Annotated in this window: 17 protein-coding genes; 11 read left to right on the forward strand and 6 right to left on the reverse strand. The window is 65.9% G+C overall.

The window, feature by feature from the left end:
• Both OXC99_09730 and OXC99_09735 read left to right on the forward strand, forming a co-directional pair.
• On the forward strand, positions 1-1,364 hold a 1,364-nt coding region (locus OXC99_09730), incomplete at its 5' end, for an RQC domain-containing protein (protein MCY4625261.1).
• Between the two features lie 116 nt (positions 1,365-1,480).
• Entirely contained in the window at positions 1,481-1,630 is a 150-nt protein-coding gene (locus tag OXC99_09735) for a hypothetical protein (GenBank protein MCY4625262.1), read from the forward strand.
• A gap of 326 nt (positions 1,631-1,956) precedes the next feature.
• On the opposite strand, the gene OXC99_09740 is transcribed toward OXC99_09735, so the two are convergent.
• Positions 1,957-3,036 carry a M20/M25/M40 family metallo-hydrolase gene (locus OXC99_09740; protein ID MCY4625263.1) on the reverse strand — a complete coding sequence of 360 codons (1,080 nt, stop codon included), beginning with the start codon at positions 3,034-3,036 and terminating at the stop codon, positions 1,957-1,959.
• Positions 3,037-3,152: 116 nt separating this feature from the next.
• Here OXC99_09740 and OXC99_09745 point away from each other — a divergent pair, with 116 nt between their 5' ends.
• Entirely contained in the window at positions 3,153-3,761 is a 609-nt protein-coding gene (locus tag OXC99_09745) for a hypothetical protein (GenBank protein MCY4625264.1), read from the forward strand.
• Here OXC99_09745 and OXC99_09750 read toward each other — a convergent pair.
• Together OXC99_09750 and OXC99_09755 are read right to left on the reverse strand one after the other, a co-directional pair.
• Positions 3,758-4,903, reverse strand: coding sequence for a DNA methyltransferase (locus OXC99_09750; GenBank protein ID MCY4625265.1), 1,146 nt, complete (start codon positions 4,901-4,903; stop codon positions 3,758-3,760). The genes OXC99_09745 and OXC99_09750 overlap by 4 nt on opposite strands.
• Positions 4,904-4,988: 85 nt before the next feature.
• Complete coding sequence (locus OXC99_09755) at positions 4,989-6,473, reverse strand: 4-hydroxyphenylacetate 3-monooxygenase, oxygenase component (GenBank protein MCY4625266.1); 1,485 nt, start codon at positions 6,471-6,473, stop codon at positions 4,989-4,991.
• Between the two features lie 376 nt (positions 6,474-6,849).
• On the opposite strand from OXC99_09755, the gene OXC99_09760 reads away from it, so the two are divergent.
• From OXC99_09760 to OXC99_09780, 5 genes are all read left to right on the forward strand, one after another.
• Positions 6,850-7,140: a hypothetical protein gene (locus tag OXC99_09760; protein MCY4625267.1), complete on the forward strand. Its 291-nt coding sequence runs from the start codon at positions 6,850-6,852 to the stop codon at positions 7,138-7,140.
• 379 nt (positions 7,141-7,519) lie between these two features.
• A complete protein-coding gene (locus OXC99_09765; protein MCY4625268.1) occupies positions 7,520-8,161 on the forward strand; it encodes a hypothetical protein in 642 nt (213 codons plus the stop codon).
• Between the two features lie 192 nt (positions 8,162-8,353).
• Complete coding sequence (locus OXC99_09770) at positions 8,354-8,974, forward strand: maleylpyruvate isomerase N-terminal domain-containing protein (GenBank protein ID MCY4625269.1); 621 nt, start codon at positions 8,354-8,356, stop codon at positions 8,972-8,974.
• Positions 8,975-9,214: 240 nt separating this feature from the next.
• Positions 9,215-9,850, forward strand: a complete 636-nt coding sequence (locus OXC99_09775; GenBank protein ID MCY4625270.1) for a hypothetical protein — start codon at positions 9,215-9,217, stop codon at positions 9,848-9,850.
• Complete coding sequence (locus OXC99_09780; GenBank protein MCY4625271.1) at positions 9,847-10,170, forward strand: transcriptional regulator; 324 nt, start codon at positions 9,847-9,849, stop codon at positions 10,168-10,170. Before OXC99_09775 ends, OXC99_09780 begins: the two co-directional genes overlap by 4 nt.
• Before the next feature lie 26 nt (positions 10,171-10,196).
• Here OXC99_09780 and OXC99_09785 read toward each other — a convergent pair whose 3' ends face one another.
• Together OXC99_09785 and OXC99_09790 are read right to left on the reverse strand one after the other, a co-directional pair.
• A complete protein-coding gene (locus OXC99_09785) occupies positions 10,197-10,889 on the reverse strand; it encodes an HAD-IA family hydrolase (protein MCY4625272.1) in 693 nt (230 codons plus the stop codon).
• Between the two features lie 35 nt (positions 10,890-10,924).
• Positions 10,925-11,758 (reverse strand): DM13 domain-containing protein, encoded by an 834-nt coding sequence (locus OXC99_09790; protein MCY4625273.1) that lies wholly within the window; start codon positions 11,756-11,758, stop codon positions 10,925-10,927.
• Positions 11,759-11,961: 203 nt separating this feature from the next.
• Between OXC99_09790 and OXC99_09795 the strand changes: the two genes are divergently transcribed.
• Together OXC99_09795 and OXC99_09800 are read left to right on the forward strand one after the other, a co-directional pair.
• Positions 11,962-12,693, forward strand: coding sequence for a PIG-L family deacetylase (locus OXC99_09795; protein MCY4625274.1), 732 nt, complete (start codon positions 11,962-11,964; stop codon positions 12,691-12,693).
• 109 nt (positions 12,694-12,802) lie between these two features.
• Positions 12,803-13,966: an aminotransferase class V-fold PLP-dependent enzyme gene (locus OXC99_09800; protein ID MCY4625275.1), complete on the forward strand. Its 1,164-nt coding sequence runs from the start codon at positions 12,803-12,805 to the stop codon at positions 13,964-13,966.
• A gap of 789 nt (positions 13,967-14,755) precedes the next feature.
• On the opposite strand, the gene OXC99_09805 is transcribed toward OXC99_09800, so the two are convergent.
• The gene (locus OXC99_09805) at positions 14,756-15,739 is read right to left on the reverse strand and encodes an NAD(P)H-quinone oxidoreductase (protein MCY4625276.1); all 984 of its coding nucleotides are present in this window, start codon (positions 15,737-15,739) and stop codon (positions 14,756-14,758) included.
• A gap of 100 nt (positions 15,740-15,839) precedes the next feature.
• On the opposite strand from OXC99_09805, the gene OXC99_09810 reads away from it, so the two are divergent.
• The gene (locus tag OXC99_09810; GenBank protein ID MCY4625277.1) at positions 15,840-16,838 is read left to right on the forward strand and encodes a protocatechuate 3,4-dioxygenase; all 999 of its coding nucleotides are present in this window, start codon (positions 15,840-15,842) and stop codon (positions 16,836-16,838) included.
• The last annotated feature ends 29 nt before the right edge of the window (positions 16,839-16,867 follow it).

The following is a 16,867-nucleotide window of genomic DNA, read 5'->3' on the forward strand; positions in this document are numbered from 1 at the left end:
CCCGCGACCGCGTGCCGATCATCGTCGCGACGGTCGCGTTCGGCATGGGCGTCGACAAGCCGGACGTGCGGCTGGTGGTGCACACGAGCCTGCCGAAATCGGTGGAGAGCTACTACCAGGAGACAGGACGGGCCGGGCGCGACGGGCTGCCGAGCGAGTGCGTGCTGCTTTTCTCGTACGGCGACAAGGTGCGGCAGGAGTTCTTCATCAAGCGAATTGAGGATGAGGGGGAGCGGCGGAACGCGCAGGAGAAACTGGACCAGATGGTGCGGTTTGCGGAGCTCCACACGTGCCGCCGGCGGTACCTGCTGGAGTATTTTGGCGAGCGGTGGGACGTGGAGGACTGCGGCGGGTGCGACGTTTGCCTGGCGTCGCAGGAGCGCGGGGAGTTTGACGCGACGGAGATCGCGCAGAAGGCGCTTTCCGCTGTCGTGCGGACGGGGGAGCGGTACGGGGCGGCGCATTTTACGGGGGTGCTGGTGGGCAGCCGGGAGAAGCGCATCCTGGCGGCGGGGCACGACGAGCTGAGCGTCTACGGCATCGTCAAGGACCTTGACCGGGGCCAGCTGCGGGAGGTGCTCGGGCTGCTGCAGGCGCGGGGGCTGCTGGCGCTGAACGACGGGGAGTACCCGACACTGCGGGTGACGGAGGCCGGACGGGAGTTCCTTCAGGGGCGCGCGAGGCTGTCGCTGCCGGTGCTGCGGACGGAGAGGCGGGCGGCGGCGAGGCTGTTCGACGGGGAGTCGATGGAGTATGACGCGGAGCTCTTCGAGGCGCTGCGGGCGCTGCGGCGGCGGTTGGCGGACGAGCAGGACGTGCCGGCGTTCGTGGTGTTCGGCGACGTGTCGCTGCGGCACATGGCGGCGTCGCGGCCGGTGACGGCGGAGGCGTTTGCGCGGGTGCCAGGCGTCGGGCAGGCGAAGCTGGCGGCGTATGGCGAGGCGTTCACGGACGCCGTCCGGCGGTACGTCGAGGAGCACGGGATTGCGGCGGCGGATGAGGCGTCGGCGCCGACGCTCTTCGGCGGTCCGGCGCGGGCGAACGGGCAGCGGCGGTCGACGCGCGACAACACGCGGGAGCTGCTGGCGCGGGGGCTGTCGGTGGAGGCGATCGCGAAGGAGCGGGGGATCTCGGCGAAGACGGTGCTGGGGCACATCGAGAGCCTGGACCGCGCGGGGGAGGCGCTGGAGGTGGGGCACCTGGCGCCGACGCCGGAGCGGATGCGGCGTATCGAGGAGGCGTTCGGGGTGTGCGGGAGCGCGTTTCTGCGGCCGGTGTGGGAGTACCTCGGGTCGGAGTTTGGGTACGACGAGATTCGGGTTGCGCGGGTATGTTTGCGGCAGGCGGGGCGGTTGGAGGGGTAGGGCCCATCCCCGTATCGAGTACGTGGTAAGCTCTAGACTTGCCCCTGAGGGGGACTGGACTCTTGCGACGCTTGAGCGGTAGGGCTTGCAGACATTCGAAGGTGGGGGCTGATTTCATGAGTGGACGTCTTCCGTTTGGGGAACTTACCAAGGGGTTCTCGAAGGAGCGGCGAGACCGCATCGAGGCGATCAAGGCCGAGCTGGTGGCTGAGTTGCCGGTGCAACAGGAACCGTTTCAGCAGGAGGGGCGGCTGGCTGGGGAATAGGACGGGGCCTTCGACGGGCTCGGGGTGTACGGGCCTCACCGCCCTTCCCCTCCCCCCCCCCGCGCCACCCCTGGATCCCGGCCTCCGCCGGGATGGAGGGGGGGGGGGTGCGGTCCTCTTACAGGCTAGAGGCTAGCGAACCCCCACTGCCCTTCCCCTCCCACCCCGCGCCACCCCTAAATCCCGGCTTCCGCCGGGATGGAGGTTGGGGGGTAGACGGGCTGTTGAAAGCCTCGGGGGGGAGCGCCCCCACTGCCCCTCCCCTCTGGATTCCTGCCTGCGCAGGAATGACGTAGTTGGGGTCGATGGCGGCAGTTGAATGTGAGCTAGCGCTTTAGGAGGAGGGCTTGGCAGAACTTGGCGGTGTCGTAGAGGTCTGGGATGTCTACGTACTCGCGGGTGGTGTGCATTAGGTTGGTGGACATGCCTACCACGACGGCGGGGATGCCGTGGCGGTTGAAGACGTTGGCGTCTGTGCCGCCGCCGGTGGGCTTGAGGTCGGGGCGGAGGCCGAGGTCGCCGAGGACGCCGGTGGCGCGCTGGACCATGACGTGGTCGTTGGGTAGGTGGTAGGTGTGGAACTGGACGTTGAGGTCGCCGACGATCTTGGCCTCGGTGTAGTCCTCGCGGGCCTTCGAGAGGGCGCCCTCTACCTGGAGGCGGAGGAGCTCGAGGGTCTCGGTGTTGCGGGAGCGGAACTCGCCGGAGAAGAAGGCCTCCTCGGGGACGGCGTTTCGGACGCTGCCGCCGGAGATTAGGCCGACGTTGATGGTGGTCTCGTCGTCCATGCGGCCCTGTGGGAGGCGGCCGATGATGTCGGCGGCGATGCGGATGGCGTTCAGACCCTTCTCGGGCTCGACGCCGGCGTGGGCGGAGCGGCCTGTGACGTGGACGTCGAAGCCGACGTAGGTGGGGCTGGCGGTGATGACGGTGTTGACGGGGCCGTTGCCGTCGAAGACGACGGCCTGACGGGCCTGCACCATGGAGAAGTCGAGATTCCAGGCGCCGACGAGGCCGATTTCCTCGCCGCGGGTGAAGACGAGCTGGACGGGGATGCGCTGGAGGCCGTCTTCGCGGACGGACTCGAGGGCCTCGAGGATGGCGGCGATGCCTGCCTTGCAGTCGCCGCCGAGGATGGTGGCGCCGTCGGTGTGGACCTCGTCACCGACGACGCGGGGCTTGATGCCGCGGCCGGGCTCGACGGTGTCCATGTGGGCGGAAAGCATGAGGGGATCGGAGCCCTCCTCGGATGCGAGGAGGTTGCCGTGGGCGTCGCGGGCGATGGTGAAGCCGAGGTCGGTGAGGCGGCGGGTGAGGTCCTGGGCCATCTCCTCCTCCTCGCCGGAGGGGGAGTCGATCTGCACGATGTCGCAGAAGGTGGTTACGAGTCGGTCCTTGTCCAGCATGTCGGCCTCCGGGCGCGGGGTGGGCGAGTGTTGGGGGCATTGTACAGGATGGGGCGTACATTGTTGTGGATTTGTGAGGCGCATAGAATGAGGCGGAAGTGGTGTGAGGAGCAGCAATGCCGATAGAAAGAAACAAGGTTGAAGCAGGGGCCTTTAATGGAGATCTTGCGCTCCCTTTTGAACTACGGCTTCAAGACTTCCAGATGGCCATGCAGGATGTCTACGATTTCTTCTACGACGTCAATTCAAACTTGACAGGGAAAGGACTTCTACGGCTAGACGACTTCTTGCGGCCAGCCATTCTGTCCGGGGTGCTGTCCGACATGTTGACGGCGAGTCTGGCAAAGCACTCACGTGTTCTAAGGGAAAACCGCTATCACAACGGTCACCCCGACTTAATTGTCCAAGGAATCTACCCGAACAATGCGGTTAAGGCTGGAACGGACGGTGTTGAGATCAAGACCACTCGCAAGATTGGTGGCGCTGTTGACACTCACGGGGCGAGGAATCAATGGCTGTGTGTCTTTGTCCACAAAGTTGACACAGATTCCGAACCGGCTTTGGATAGACAGCCCATGACATTTACTGAAGTGTACTGCGGGGAAGTCACCGTCGATGACTTTCGCCGTAATGCTAGAAGTGAGTTAGGTACGCGGACGGCGACCTTGCACAAGGAAGGTATCCAGCGCTTTAGGAAAAGCTGGGTCTACCGGCTGCCAAGCTAGCGAGTTCTTGGGCAGTATCGGACCAGCTTCGGGATTGACTCCATTGCCATGCAGAAGTAGTGACTGTCTTTTTCTATGCCAACACTGGCATAGCCAACCGACTCGGCAGCTGCCAACGTAGAACCTGCGCCTGCAAAGGGGTCGAGGATCACGCCCTCACCAAGGGGCAATACTGAACGGACTAACATCCTTAGAAATGCTTGAGGCTTCAAACTTGGATGAGGGGCCAAGAGCCGTTCGGACTTTCTTGTAGGGGCGGAAACAACTACGTCGCCGAAAGGTCTGTCCTTGTCAGGGCGCCGGAACCCGCCGGTGCGCCATTTCCTCAGGTTGTCCTGGACCCGGCCTTCCAATGGCTTGCGGTAGACCAACCAGGGTTCCCACATGGAGCGGGGCATGACACTAACATCGGGGAACTCGTCCTGAGCGGCTTTGGGGCGGTCGCCGCCGCGCATGGTCATAGTCAACCGGACGATCTCGCCGCGACGCTCCATCCCCGCGTCCGCCAGTGCGTTTGACACCAAGTAAGAGACTAGTGGGTTGGATGCGACTATCACATGAGCTCCGGGAACGAGCTTGGGCAAAAGCAGACGGCCCCAAACGAAGAAGAACCCCCTTATGGCGTTCAATTGCTCTACCGTAAGAGTGGTGAAGCGGGGAAGGGGGGAACGGGTATGACCGTCAAAAGACGGGGGAATGCGCCAAACGCCCCCGCGTCCTTCTCTAAGCTTGGCTTGCTGTTCGTGTGAGTACTCATGAAGACCGTAAGGGGGATCGGTGACCACTGCGTGGAAGCTGTTGTTCTCCTGTTGGGTCAGCCAGTCAAAGCAGTCAGCGTGGTGCAGGGTCGCACTACTGTAGATGAAGGAGGGTTCCGAGTCCTCCTGGAAGCCTAGTTCGCGCTGAAGTCCGAAGTCGGGCTCCGACCGAAGCGAGTAGATGCCTCGGTCTTCCCTGACGAACGTATCGGGTGTGTTGAGGCGTAGGTAGGAACGGATTGAGGACTCGTTGGTTGGCCCGACAACCTGGCAGAAGCGGTCTTGGATTTCCTTGATCGTGAGCGCCTTGGACGTGTGCGACATGACCTGCAAAATGCCGTCCCGCACGCGCCCCGGGGCGTATCTGACCTGCTCTTCCGCCATCTTGGCGTACAGATTAGACGTCTGGACGTCAAGCTGTCAATGGTGTAATTGTAGAGAATAGGTAACTCAGTCTGGGCGGCGCGGGTTATCTCGCGGTTTCTCCGGCGCGGTCTTCTGCTACGCGGCGGTCCGTTTCCTCCCAGAAGCGCTGGAGGGAGGCGTCCGCGCGAGAGTAGTCGTAGGAGTGGTAGCGGCCCTGGCGGAGGCGGACGACGTCGCCGTTGAAGTAACGCTCGTAGAGGATCTGGCGGGAGCCGAACTGGGTGCCGATGAAGTCCCAGATGAGGCGGAAGAGCCGGACGCGGTCGTAGGCGCCGGACTGGGCGCCCTGGAAGTACTTGTCGATGAGGGGCCGCATGGCGCCGCCGAAGTCGTCCTCGGTGGGGGTGAGCATGAGGCCGGCGGCGGCGAGCTGCTGGAGGATGTCGGTGACGCGCTGGTAGGCGTCCGGGGCCCAGTGGCGCATGGCGTGGCAAGGCTCCGGGGAGAGCCAGATGCCCTCGCCCATCCAGGGGGCGGCGTCGGCCTCCATGGCGCGGAGGTAGGCGCGGACGGTCTCGGCGGTGTCGATGATCTCGGCGACCTTCTCCTGTACGTGGGAGTGGACACCGATGCCGATGGCGTCGCAGAGGGCGTGGGCCATGCCGACGGCGAACTCCAGCTTGGCGATGTTCTTGACTGCGACATGCTGCATGTACTGCCGCCACATGATGCCCAGGTCGACAAGGTGGTTGTGGAGCTGCCAGTCACCGTAGCAGAAGACGCGCTCCCAGGGGACGAGGACGTCGTCAAAGACGGCGAGGGCGTCCATCTCGTCGAAGCGGCTGGAGAGGGGCTGGTCGTAGAAGGAGCGGCCCGTGTCGAAGCTCTCGCGGCAGATGAAGCTGAGGCCCCTGGTGGCTACGGGTATGGCGAAGCCCAGGCCGTACATCTCCTCCTCCTGACCGCGCAGGGGCCGGTAGGGCGGGACGAAGATCTCGTCTGAGAAGGGGGCGAGGGTGGCGAGGAGCTTGGCGCCGCGGAGGAGGATGCCCTCCGAGGTGGTGTCGACAACGCCGACGGGGACGTATGGGTCCGGCTGCTGGCCGATGGCAACGCCGCGGTTGACCTGCGGGTGGCCGAAGCAGTGGGTGAGGGAGAGGTCGTTGTCGCGGATGTAGGCGTGGTAGTCGACGAGGTTTTGGGCGAAGCGCTTGTCGGTGCGGCCGTGCAGCTCGGCCATCTGGCGGGTGGCGGTGACCTGGATGTTGACGTAGTCGGGGGTGCGTCCGAGGATGCCGTGGTGGGCGTCGGAGACGATCTCGAGGGCGCGGCGGCGGCGGAGCAGGTCCTCCCGGCTGTTGGGGATGATGTAGGAGAGGCCGACGGGGTCGCCGGTGGTTGGCGACGTGAAGGTCATGTCGTCGTGCAGGGCCGGGTCGTGCTGGAGGTCATAGAGGTCGGCGAGGGTGCGGGCCATGCGCCCGAGCCTGGGGTGGGTGGTGACGTCGTGGATGAGCTCGCCCTCGAGCCAGATCTCGCGAGAGTCCCGGAGGCCGTTGAGGAACTGGCGGCCCGTGCGAATGCCCATGTGCTGCCCCCTACGTACGCTGTGCTGCAGAGATTCTAGCAGGGCGCGGGCGGCGTTGAAACGTTGGGACGGGTTGACCGCCGAGGGTCGTCGCCGCACAGTGGCGGACGGGGAGCCCATCGTGGGGCGCGGGGCGGGCTTCGACGGACTTGGGGAGGACGGGTGTGCGGGCTGAGGACGGGCACTTCGGCAAGCTTAGGGCGAACGGAGGGCAAGGGGCGCGCGGTCCACGATGATGTCGGGGCGCGGGCAACTCCGCCCCTGGATCCCGGCATTCGCCGGGATGGAGGTGGGGGTGATCCCTCCTGGCGGGGGCATAGGACAGGCCCTTCGACGGACCCAGGGCGAACGGAGGCATTGGGCATAGGAGGCGCAGATGGAGCGCAAGGCGAGGGTGAAGACGTTCTCGTTTCACTGGGGCAGCGGGTACATCGCAGAGGAGGCGCAGGTAGACGGGGAGCACCATGTGCCGACGCTCCAACTAATGCGGTACACGGAGGGGCACGCGGCGGGGAGCGTGAGCGTGCGATTCTGCCAGTACAACCACCGGGGCGGCTTCCGTCGATCGCCGTTGATGATGGGCGAGGAGGAGGTCGAGATGATGCGGGAGGCGCTGAAGGAGACGCCGGAGCTGCGGGCGATGCTGAGGCGGCTCGTCGAGGACTAGGGACGGGGTGGAGCAATCGGGGCGAAGGGGCGCAACTGGGCCGTACCTGCTATGGCATTCGGCAACTTGAGGGCGTACACTAGACGAGGCAACTGTCATGTGATTGAATATTATCACGGTATCGACCAAGCGGCAGACAGTGTGCTCCACTGCGGTTTGCGGGAATTCACCCCGCAAACATGCCGGCTCAGGCAGCGCGATGGGGCAGCATCCACCCCATATTCTCCGACACTGCCGCCCATGCTCTTTATGACCGTACTCAAGAGCGCGCCCGCCACATGTCCAGCCGCGCCGCGGCAGGAACTCGATTGAAGTTGAAGACACATGGGACCCGCATGTGCGGGAAGCCACCAAACAGCACTTGTGAGGGAGGGAGACAATGAATGCCTACGGAGGGACACTACGCTGGCTCGCACCACTCGCTGTGCTCTTGATGGTGGTCGCATTTGCCGCCGCCTGCGAGGGCGAGCGGACCGTTGTGCCAAGCCCCACGGCCGTCGTGCCGCCGACGGCGGTGCCGCTGTCGACAGCGACGCCGCGGCCGGCGCCCACGCCGCTGCCGACGCCGGACGTGACCGCGCAGACGTACGCCTACGCGTCCGCGTGCTCCAACATCACGTCGAAGTTCAACTTCACGCTCAGTTCCTTTGCCGGGGGCCTCACATGGGGGGCGCTGGTGGAGCTGGCGGACGTCAACATCGGCGGCTACAGCCTGCTGCTCCCGCCGCCGGAGCTTGAGACCTTCAATGAGGCGCAGATCGACCTGCTGACGGCCCTGCGGGACCGTGGGCTGCAGGAGCGCAGCGACGGGGTTGTGATACAGGACATCGCGGCCGCGCTGGGCGGCCAGCTTCCGGCGCCGGGGGCGCAGCTCGATGCAGCCACGCAGCAGGCAATGGCGGGGTTCTTCGGGCCGCAGTTCATACAAGCCTTCGTGGCGCAGCAGACGGCAATCGGCGGGCTGTCGAGCGACCTGCAGGCGCTGATGGCCGAATCCAACTGCATTGTGCAGATCGGCTAGGGCCTGAGACCTTCCCGGCGCCGCCGGGCAACCACAGGACTAGCGCAGGGGCGCGGGGCCACGGCTCCCGCGCCCCTTGCTTTGGGCGACGGCGGAGGAGTTTTCCCGCCAATTGGCATGCGCTACTGCCGTTTTACCGAGGGCATGTGTGTCCACCTTTCCCGATCGTTGCCGCTGCACTATGATGCCGACATGCAAGACCGAGCTATAGAGATCAGAAACGCCTTCCGTGAGAGCTCACTCCAGCTTGTGGACGTGCTCAAGCGGGTGCCGGCGGACGCTTGGAAGAGGCCCGGGCTCGGGGAGTGGACGATACGGGAGCTGGCGGCGCACGTGCTCAGGGGCCTCGACAGGCCTGTCGTCTCCGAGGCAGGCGATGGGGCAGTTGCCGCGGAGAGCGCTGCCGCGTACTACGTTCTGGCCATGTCCTCACCAACGATCCATGAAGAGGTGGCCGAGCGGGCACGGCAGAGCGCGGCGTCGTTCGGCGAGGACCTGGCGGAGGCTGCGCGGGCCATCGTGGCGCGGAGCCTGGGGGCTGTTGAGGCGCTGGGTGACGACGCGCCGGTGACGACCAGCATCGGGGCGGTGCGGCTTGTCGACTACCTGCCGACGCGCATCCTGGAGGTGGTGATCCACACGCTGGACGTCGCGGAAGCCGCCGGGGTGGCGTTTGAGCCGGGGCATGACGGGCTGAGGGTATCACTGGCCCTGCTCGGGGAGATAGCGGTCGAGAACGGGGAAGGCGCGGCGCTCGCGCTGGGGTTGAGCGGGCGGCGGACGCTGCCCGGCGGGGACAACGTCCTGGCGTGAGGGGCTGCCCCAAGGGCGCGCTGGAGACGCCGGACTGGCGGCGAGCGTTGCGTCCGCGGGGCCTCGACCGGCCTTGGGTCTCGGCGATGCATTCCCGGGACCGCTGCCGTCCAAGACCCTGCACACACGGCTTCACAGCTACGAAACCGAGAGAACCTCCACGTATTGACAAATAATATAAACTAGTTTAAATTACAAACTAACACACAGGAGGATGCATCGGAAGCAAGGGGGTAAGCCATGTTGGCATCGGATGGTGAAACGAGGGGTCCCACGCCACAGGAGAGCCGGGACGTCATCTACGAAACGCTCGAGCGGACACGGAGCTCGCTGTATGTGGCGGGGTCGGCGACGATCCTGATCCTGTGGGGCGTGATAGGAGCGGTGGGGCTGCTGGCGGAGTACAGCATCGCGACGTGGGGGGCGGACCTGCGGGCGGACTATCCGTGGATCAGCGGGCCGCTGTGGATGGCGCTGGTGGGCACCGGGTTCACGGCGAGCGCGGTGATAGGCAGCCGGGCGGGACAGAGGGCGGCGCCGGGGCAGGTGTCGCGGGACGCCGGCCTTCGGGTGTTCCTGTTCTGGCTGGCGATAGGCGTGGCGGCGTTTGCGTTGCCCGGGTTGGGGGGAGCCTGGGCCAGCGATAATCCCGACGTGAATACGCCGCGGGTCGCGATTGGCGTCGCGGGGCTGGGGTTCGTGCTGTTCGGCATCATGGTGCGGCCGATGCTGGCGGTGATCGGCGCTGGCCTCCTGGCGGCGTACTACGTGCCCAGCTACCTGCTCGATGACGCGGCGCTGGCGGTGTCGGCGGCGCTGTGGCTGGCCGTCGCGGCGCTGGGCATGCTGTGGGTGAGGAAGAGCGGCATTGCATGAGTGAGGAGCCCATCGTCCTCAACGAGACCATCCACCAATCGACGCGGCTGCGGATCATGACGCTGCTGGTGTACCAGCCGTCGATGGACCGGGTGGCGTACGGCTTCATCCAAGAGACGCTGGGGCTGACAGGCGGGAACCTGACCATCCACCTGCGGAAGCTAGAGGAGGCCGGGTACGTGACAATGACCAAGGAGTTTGTGAGCGCCAAGCCGCGGACGTGGGTGCGGGCGACGCCGTCAGGGCTTCGCGCGTACGCGGACTACCTCGGCAACCTGGAGCGGGCGCTGCACGGGCGGCCGGGGCAGGAGGAGGGGTAGGGGCGCGTCGGCTGACGGCCAGCTCGCTACGTCACCCAGTCGAGGACCTGTGAGAGGGATGAGACCTCCGGGCCGGGCCAGGGGTCCGCGGCGTCGGGGAGGGTCTCGTAGGGGACGTGGATGCGGAGGGGGGGCATGCCGACGCGCTCGGCGCCGGGGAGCTCGCCGCTGTTGCCGTCGCCGACGTAGAGGCAGCGATCGGGGGCGACGCCGAGGCGCTCGCAAGTCACGGTGTAGATGCGCGGGTCGGGCTTGCGCATGCCCGTATCGCAGGAGAAGGTCGCGGTGTCGAAGTAGGGCGGGAACGGTGTGTCGGGCCAGAGCGTCGGGGTCTCCCAGGAGCAATCGGTGATGAGGGCGATCCTGTGGCCCATCGCGCGGAGGCGGGAGAGGGTGTCGAGGCAGCCGGGGCGGGGGACGAGGCGTTCGCGAAAGAACTCCGTTCGGAGCGCCAGCGCGTCGGCCATACCGGCCGCGTTGGGTTCGACGCCGAGCTCGGCGCAGAGGGCGGCCACGTAGTCATGGAACGAGCCGCAGTCGCCCGTCATACGCTGGGTGATGGTGCTGTTCCAGAGTTGGACGAAGGGGTCCGGCGGGGCGCCCACGAGCTCGGCGACCTCGCTCGTCGTCCGGTTGTAGCCACCGAGGGCGGCGACGGAGCTGGTGGTCTCGTCGACGAGGGTGCCGTAGAGGTCGAAGATGACGGCGTCAAACCGCATGGGCGCACCCGCCTTTTCCCTTCGCTACCTGCACCCTATGCGCCCAGCGTTGCGACGCTGAAGACGACGGAGAAGGGCTTGCAGTAGATGACGACGCTCTTGATGGCTCCGATGTCCACGCCGGCGGGGATGGTGTAGTTCTGGTTGCCGCGGTTGCCCTTCAGCGGGCCGAGGTCGGCGTAGCCGGGGAGCTTGACCTCGTTGCCGCGGGTGGGGTCCTCGTGCGGCGAGATGATGACGTGGAGCGCGGGGCCGTTGGTGACGTCGAGGTTCTCGAGGCGCAGGAGGTGGCCGCCGCCGGGGGCGGAGAAGATGATGGCCTGCCCGCTGCCCTGGTGGAAGGCGTCGGCGTCCTTGAAGGCGCCGGTGGCCACGCGCTGGACCTCGGCCTGGGGGCTCGCCGCCGCCATCATGCCATCCATGACGGCCGCGCCACCGTCGGCGCCCATCGCGGCCACGTCCATGCCGGAACCGAGCATCGTGCCGGCGGTGATGGAGACGGCTGAGGGCATCGCCTCCTCCATGACGGCGTCGTCGACCATTGCCATGCCGGCCATCACCATCTCGACGTCGGTGCGCTCCATGCCCTCGGGGATGGTGGCGTTGAGGGCGAAGGGGAACTCCTCCTCGACGGTGACGTTGGTGAAGAGGGGCGATGCCAGAGACCACGCCAGGAAGAGCGCGACGATGGCCACGGGCGTGCCGCCGATGATGAAGGGCACACGGTGGCGCATGATGAAGAGGTGCCAGCCGAGCCGGTACGCGACGTAGAGCGCCGCCGCCAGGGCGAGTATGAAGACCGCGCCGATGATGAACCGGTACTCGTAGAGGTCTGCAAAGGCCCGTTCGATGTCGCCAAAGGTTGCCATGGACACCCCCTTCTCGGCGTCGCAGGCCTGTGCCGGCCTGCGGGGGGCCGACTGAGTTACGAATTCGCTCTACATTCATTGTAGCGCGAGCAGGAATCGGCGCGCACTCCCCATCGTGGGCGGGGGCTGGTATCCTAGAGCAATCCATAAACACACCGCCCTGGTCGCATCGCGGCTCGGGGGCATCTACGGAGAGGACATTCATGGAAGAGGCAACCAACGGAACGCCCAAGCGGGCGATGATCGTCATTGCGCACCCGGACGACGGCGAGTTCATGGCCGCCGGGACGCTGGCCAAGTGGGCAAAGGAGGGCTCGGAGGTGGTCTACGTCCTGTGCACCAGCGGAGACAAGGGCACCTCGGACCCGGAGATCGACCCGGAGGAGCTGGCGGTCATCCGCGAGCAGGAGCAGCGGAACGCGGCGGCGGTGGTCGGCGCTAGTGCCGTCGAGTTCCTGCGGTACAAGGACGGGTTCCTGCAGAACACGCTGGAGCTGCGGAAGGACATCGTGCGGCAGATCCGCAAGCACCAGCCGGACATCGTGCTGTGCCAGGACCCGACGATGCGGTACGTGGGCAACTACATCAACCACCCGGACCACCGGGCGGCGGGGGACGCCACGCTGGACGCGGTGTTCCCCTCGGCGCGGGACTACCACGTGTACCCGGACCTGATCGCGGAGGGGCTGATGCCCCACAAGGCGCTGGAGGTCTACATGGGGGCCTTCGGCAACGACAACGCGAACGTGTGGGTGGACATCACGGACACCATCGACACGAAGATTGCGGCGCTGATGGAACACAAGACGCAGGTGGGCGACGACCCGGAGCGGCTGGCGACGATGCGGGAGCGCATCAAGGAGGGCTCGGCCAAGCTGGGGTCCGACCATGCGATGGGGTGCGCCGAGGGGTTCCGGTACATCAAGCTGCGGTAGGGCGCGCCGGGCGCGGGCGGCGGCGTTCGCCCTTCGATTTCCCTCAGGGCGAACGGAATGCCAGGCTTGCCAAAGAGGCAGCGACAGGGCGCTCACCAAGGAGGAGCACATGGACCAGCAGGCCATTCGGAGCCAGATTCCGGCGACGGGGAACGTCGTGTACATGAACACGGGCTGGTCCGGGCCGTCGCCGACGTCCGTGGTGGAGGCGATCTCGCGGCGGCTGCAGGAGGAGAGCGCGCTCGGGCCAGCGAGCCCCAGCGTACTGGCGAGCGGCCGGGAGATGCGGCAGGAGCTTCGGGAGTCGCTGGCGGCGTTCCTGAACGTCTCGTCGGAGGAGCTGACGCTGACGCAGAACACGACGGAGGGGCAGAACCTGGTCATCAACGGGCTGACGTGGCAGGCGGGCGACGAGGTCATCACCTTCAGCCTGGAGCACAACTCGGTGCTGGCGCCGTGCTACTACCTCGAGCGGCGACACGGGACGGTGACGAGGGTGCTGCCGCTGGCGCCGGACGAGGACCACGACAGCATCGTCGCAAAGGTGGAGACGGCCATCACGCCTCGGACGAAGCTGCTGTTCATGAGCCACGTGCAGTTCAAGAGCGGGCTGCGCATGCCGGCGGAGCGGCTTCGCGAGGTGACGCGGCAGCACGGGGTGCTGATGCTGCTGGACGGCGCGCAGGGCACGGGGCACGTGCAGCTCGACCTGCATGCGCTGGGCGTCGATTTCTACGCGATGCCGGGGCACAAGTGGATGCAGGGGCCGGACGGCACGGGCGCGCTGTACATCCGGCGCGAGCTCATCGAGCAGGTGACGCCGATGAAGGTGTCCGGCCACGCCATCCACTCAGGCCACGGCTGGGAGGACTTCGAGCCGAACGTGTCCGACATCCAGAAGCTGGAGCTGACGACGACGAACGACGGGCTGTGGGCGGGGCTCCGCGAGGCGATCCGGTTCCGCGACCAGCTGCGGCCGGGCGAGGCGGAGGAGCACAGCCTCTCGTTGGCGTCGCGGGCGAAGGCGGCGCTGGCGGCGGTGCCGGGCGTCGCGATTACGTCGCCGCTGGAGGGGCCGGGGTGCACCGGGCTGGTGACGTTCAGCGTCGAGGGGTGGGAGCCGCGGGAGCTGGTGAACGCGCTGGAGGCGGAGCACAGCGTCTCGATACGGGCGGTGTCGGACCCGTCGTGCGTGCGGATGTCGCTGGCGTTCTTCAACACGCACGACGAGGTGGACGGCGTCGCGGACGCGGTGCGTGGGATGGTGCGGTAGAGGTGTATTGCGGCTTGCATCGCTGAGGTTGGAATCTGTCAGCGATCAGCTTGGTCTCTTTCTAATGCCTGGACTTGCTGACGTTTCAACTCCCTATCTGCTCGGCGTTCCCGGCTACCCATCACGAATACGGTGACGATGCTGCCAAGATTGAGAGCGCCAACAACGCCGGCGACCCAAGGCAGGCAACGAGAATGAACCCAGCCAACGCGATGGCTGCACCGATGCCCAATCCCCAAGTCGCCCGACGGGAATCTCCAAGCAGGGCGGTGCGTTCTAGTAGTTGCCGGTGCGTCTCCTGTCGTTCAGCCATGGACAGCATCCGGTCAAAGGCTCCCGGCAGCATGTCTTCATACTGACGCATCATTTGGGGTGGGGGCACGGGGCCGCTGTAGGAGGCGCTAATGCGACGCTCTTCCCTGACGGAAACAGCCTCCCCATCGGGAGGCTGTTGTGTCATCTGCCGGTCGTCGCGCTGTTCTTCTTGATCCTGAGATGCTATTACGAGCCCTTGAGGTTGTTTTCCTGGGCAAACTTTCCCATAGCGTCGGAGATGTCTTGGCCCACGGCCAACCAATCGGCCCATGCAGCAATTGTGTCCGGGTTGTCCGACCGATTGTAATCATTCAAGCTGCCGCTAAAGTCAAATAGCCTAGCCCAACCCTCCAAAAATGAAGGTCGTGCAAAGAGAAAGTCAGAGTAATAGCGTTTCATAACAATGTTCCTCTTCTCAATTGCATCGTAACGAAAAGAGGAGTAGGCGTCAAACGCGCGTTGCCCGTCTTGCTCCTACTCCATGCTTAGGATGATTTTGCCGAAGTTGGCGTTGGTTTCCATGTAGGCGTGGGCTTCTCCGGTCTCTTCCAGCGGGAAGATGCGGTCCACGACCGGCTTGAGGTCGCCTGCCTCGAAGAGGGGGACGACCCGCTTCTGGATCTGCTGCGACAGGGCGATCTTTTCCTCCAGCGGTCTTGCTCGTAGGACTGTGCCGTGGACGCGGAGGCGCTTGGGGCCGAGGATGCGCAGGTCGGTCTCGAGCTTGCTGCCGCCCATGGCGCCGACGAGGACGATGCGGCCTCTGACCGCCAGCGAGTTCAGGTTGTTCTCCCAGTAGGGCGCGCCGATGACGTCGAGAACGACGTCTACGCCTCGGCCGCCCGTGCGTTCCCTAATGACCTCAAGGAAGTCCTCCTCGCGGTAGTTGATGCCCACATCGAGGCCGAGCTCGGCTGCCCTGGCGAGCTTGTCGGGCGAGCTTGCGGTCGCGTAGGTTATCGCGCCGGCGTGGCGGGCGAGCTGGATGGCGGCGATGCCGATGCCGCTGCCGGCGGCGTGGATGAGCGTGCTCTCGCCCATGACGAGGTTGCAGCTGGTGAAGAGGGCGTCGTAGGCGGTGAAGAATACCTCCGGGATGGAGGCGGCGTCGGTGAAGGACATGCCGGCAGGGATGGGCATGGCCATGCGTTCGTGGGTGTTGACGCGTGTGGCGTAGCCGCCGCCGCCGATGAGGCCAAAGACGCGGTCGCCCTCGCGCAGTGACGTCACACGGTCGCCGACGGCAGCTACGACGCCGGACATCTCGAGGCCGGGGATGTCTTGCGGGATGCCGGGCGGCGCCGGGTAGTTGCCACGGCGTTGGGAGAGGTCGGCGCGGTTGAGGGCCGAGGCCTTGACGTCGACGAGGACCTCGTCGGGGCCGAAGGCGGGGTCGTCCCGCTCGATGACCTTGAAGACCTCGGGGCCTCCGGGCTCGGTGACGACGGCGGCTCGCATGGCGTCCTCCTGTGGTGGTGTGCGAGGATACTATACCTGACGAGAGGGCTGCATCGGTATATAATCCCCGCAAGCAATGGGGGGAGAGAGGAGTCTTGGTATGGCAGAGATAGTTTTGGGCATGGCCTCATCACACGCGCCGCAGCTGGAAATGCTTCCGGGCCGATGGCGCGAGTATGGCGACCGCTCCCGCACGCAGAACGATCACTGGTTCAACGGGAAGACCTACTCGTACGGCGAGCTGGCGGAGCTCCGTGCAGGCGACCACTTCGAGAAGGAACTGTCCGAGGAGACCTTTGCGGCTCGGTTCGACGCTTGCCAGCGGGCGATTGCGCACTTGGGCGAGACGTACCGCAGCGTCGCCCCGGACGTGTGCGTCATCCTTGGGGACGACCAGCATGAGCTGTTCCAGGACGACCACATGCCGACCTTCGCCATCTACCACGGGGAGAGCGTGGAGGACCGGGCGCGGCACGGCGGCCGCGGGCCGCAGGCGTACACGGACCCGGTGATCGGCAACCACCCGGCGGATGCCATCAACCAGCCCACGGACGCGGAGCTGGGGATGCACCTGATCAAGAGCGCGGTGGCCGCGGAGTTCGACGTGGCACGGTCGAACAAGCTGCCGGTGTCGCGCAGCGAGGGGAACATCGGGCACGCCTTCTACTACTTCTACCGGCGGCTGATGGACAACAACGCCATCCCAAACGTGCCGATCATGGTGAACACGTACTACCCGCCGAACGCACCCTCGGCGGCGCGCTGCTACAAGTTTGGGCAGGCGATCGGCCGGGCGCTGCTGGACTGGGACGCGCCCAAGCGGGTGGCGGTGTTCGCGTCGGGCGGGCTTAGCCACACGGTCATCGAGGAAGACATCGACTACCGGATCATCGAGGGGCTGAAGACGGGCGACACGGACAAACTGCTGGACTACCCGGACGAGCGGTTCCGCGCGGGGACTTCGGAGATCAAGAACTGGATCGCGCTGGCGGGCGTGATGTCCGTGACGGGCTCGACGATGGACCTGGTCGACTACGTGCCCTGCTACCGGACGGAGGCGGGCAACGGGTGCGCCATGGGCTTCGGCGAGTGGGTGTAGCCGGCTCGTGAAATCTCACAAAACGCGGG

Source organism: Chloroflexota bacterium, assembly GCA_026713825.1.
GTDB lineage: Bacteria > Chloroflexota > Dehalococcoidia > Lucifugimonadales > UBA1127 > UBA1127.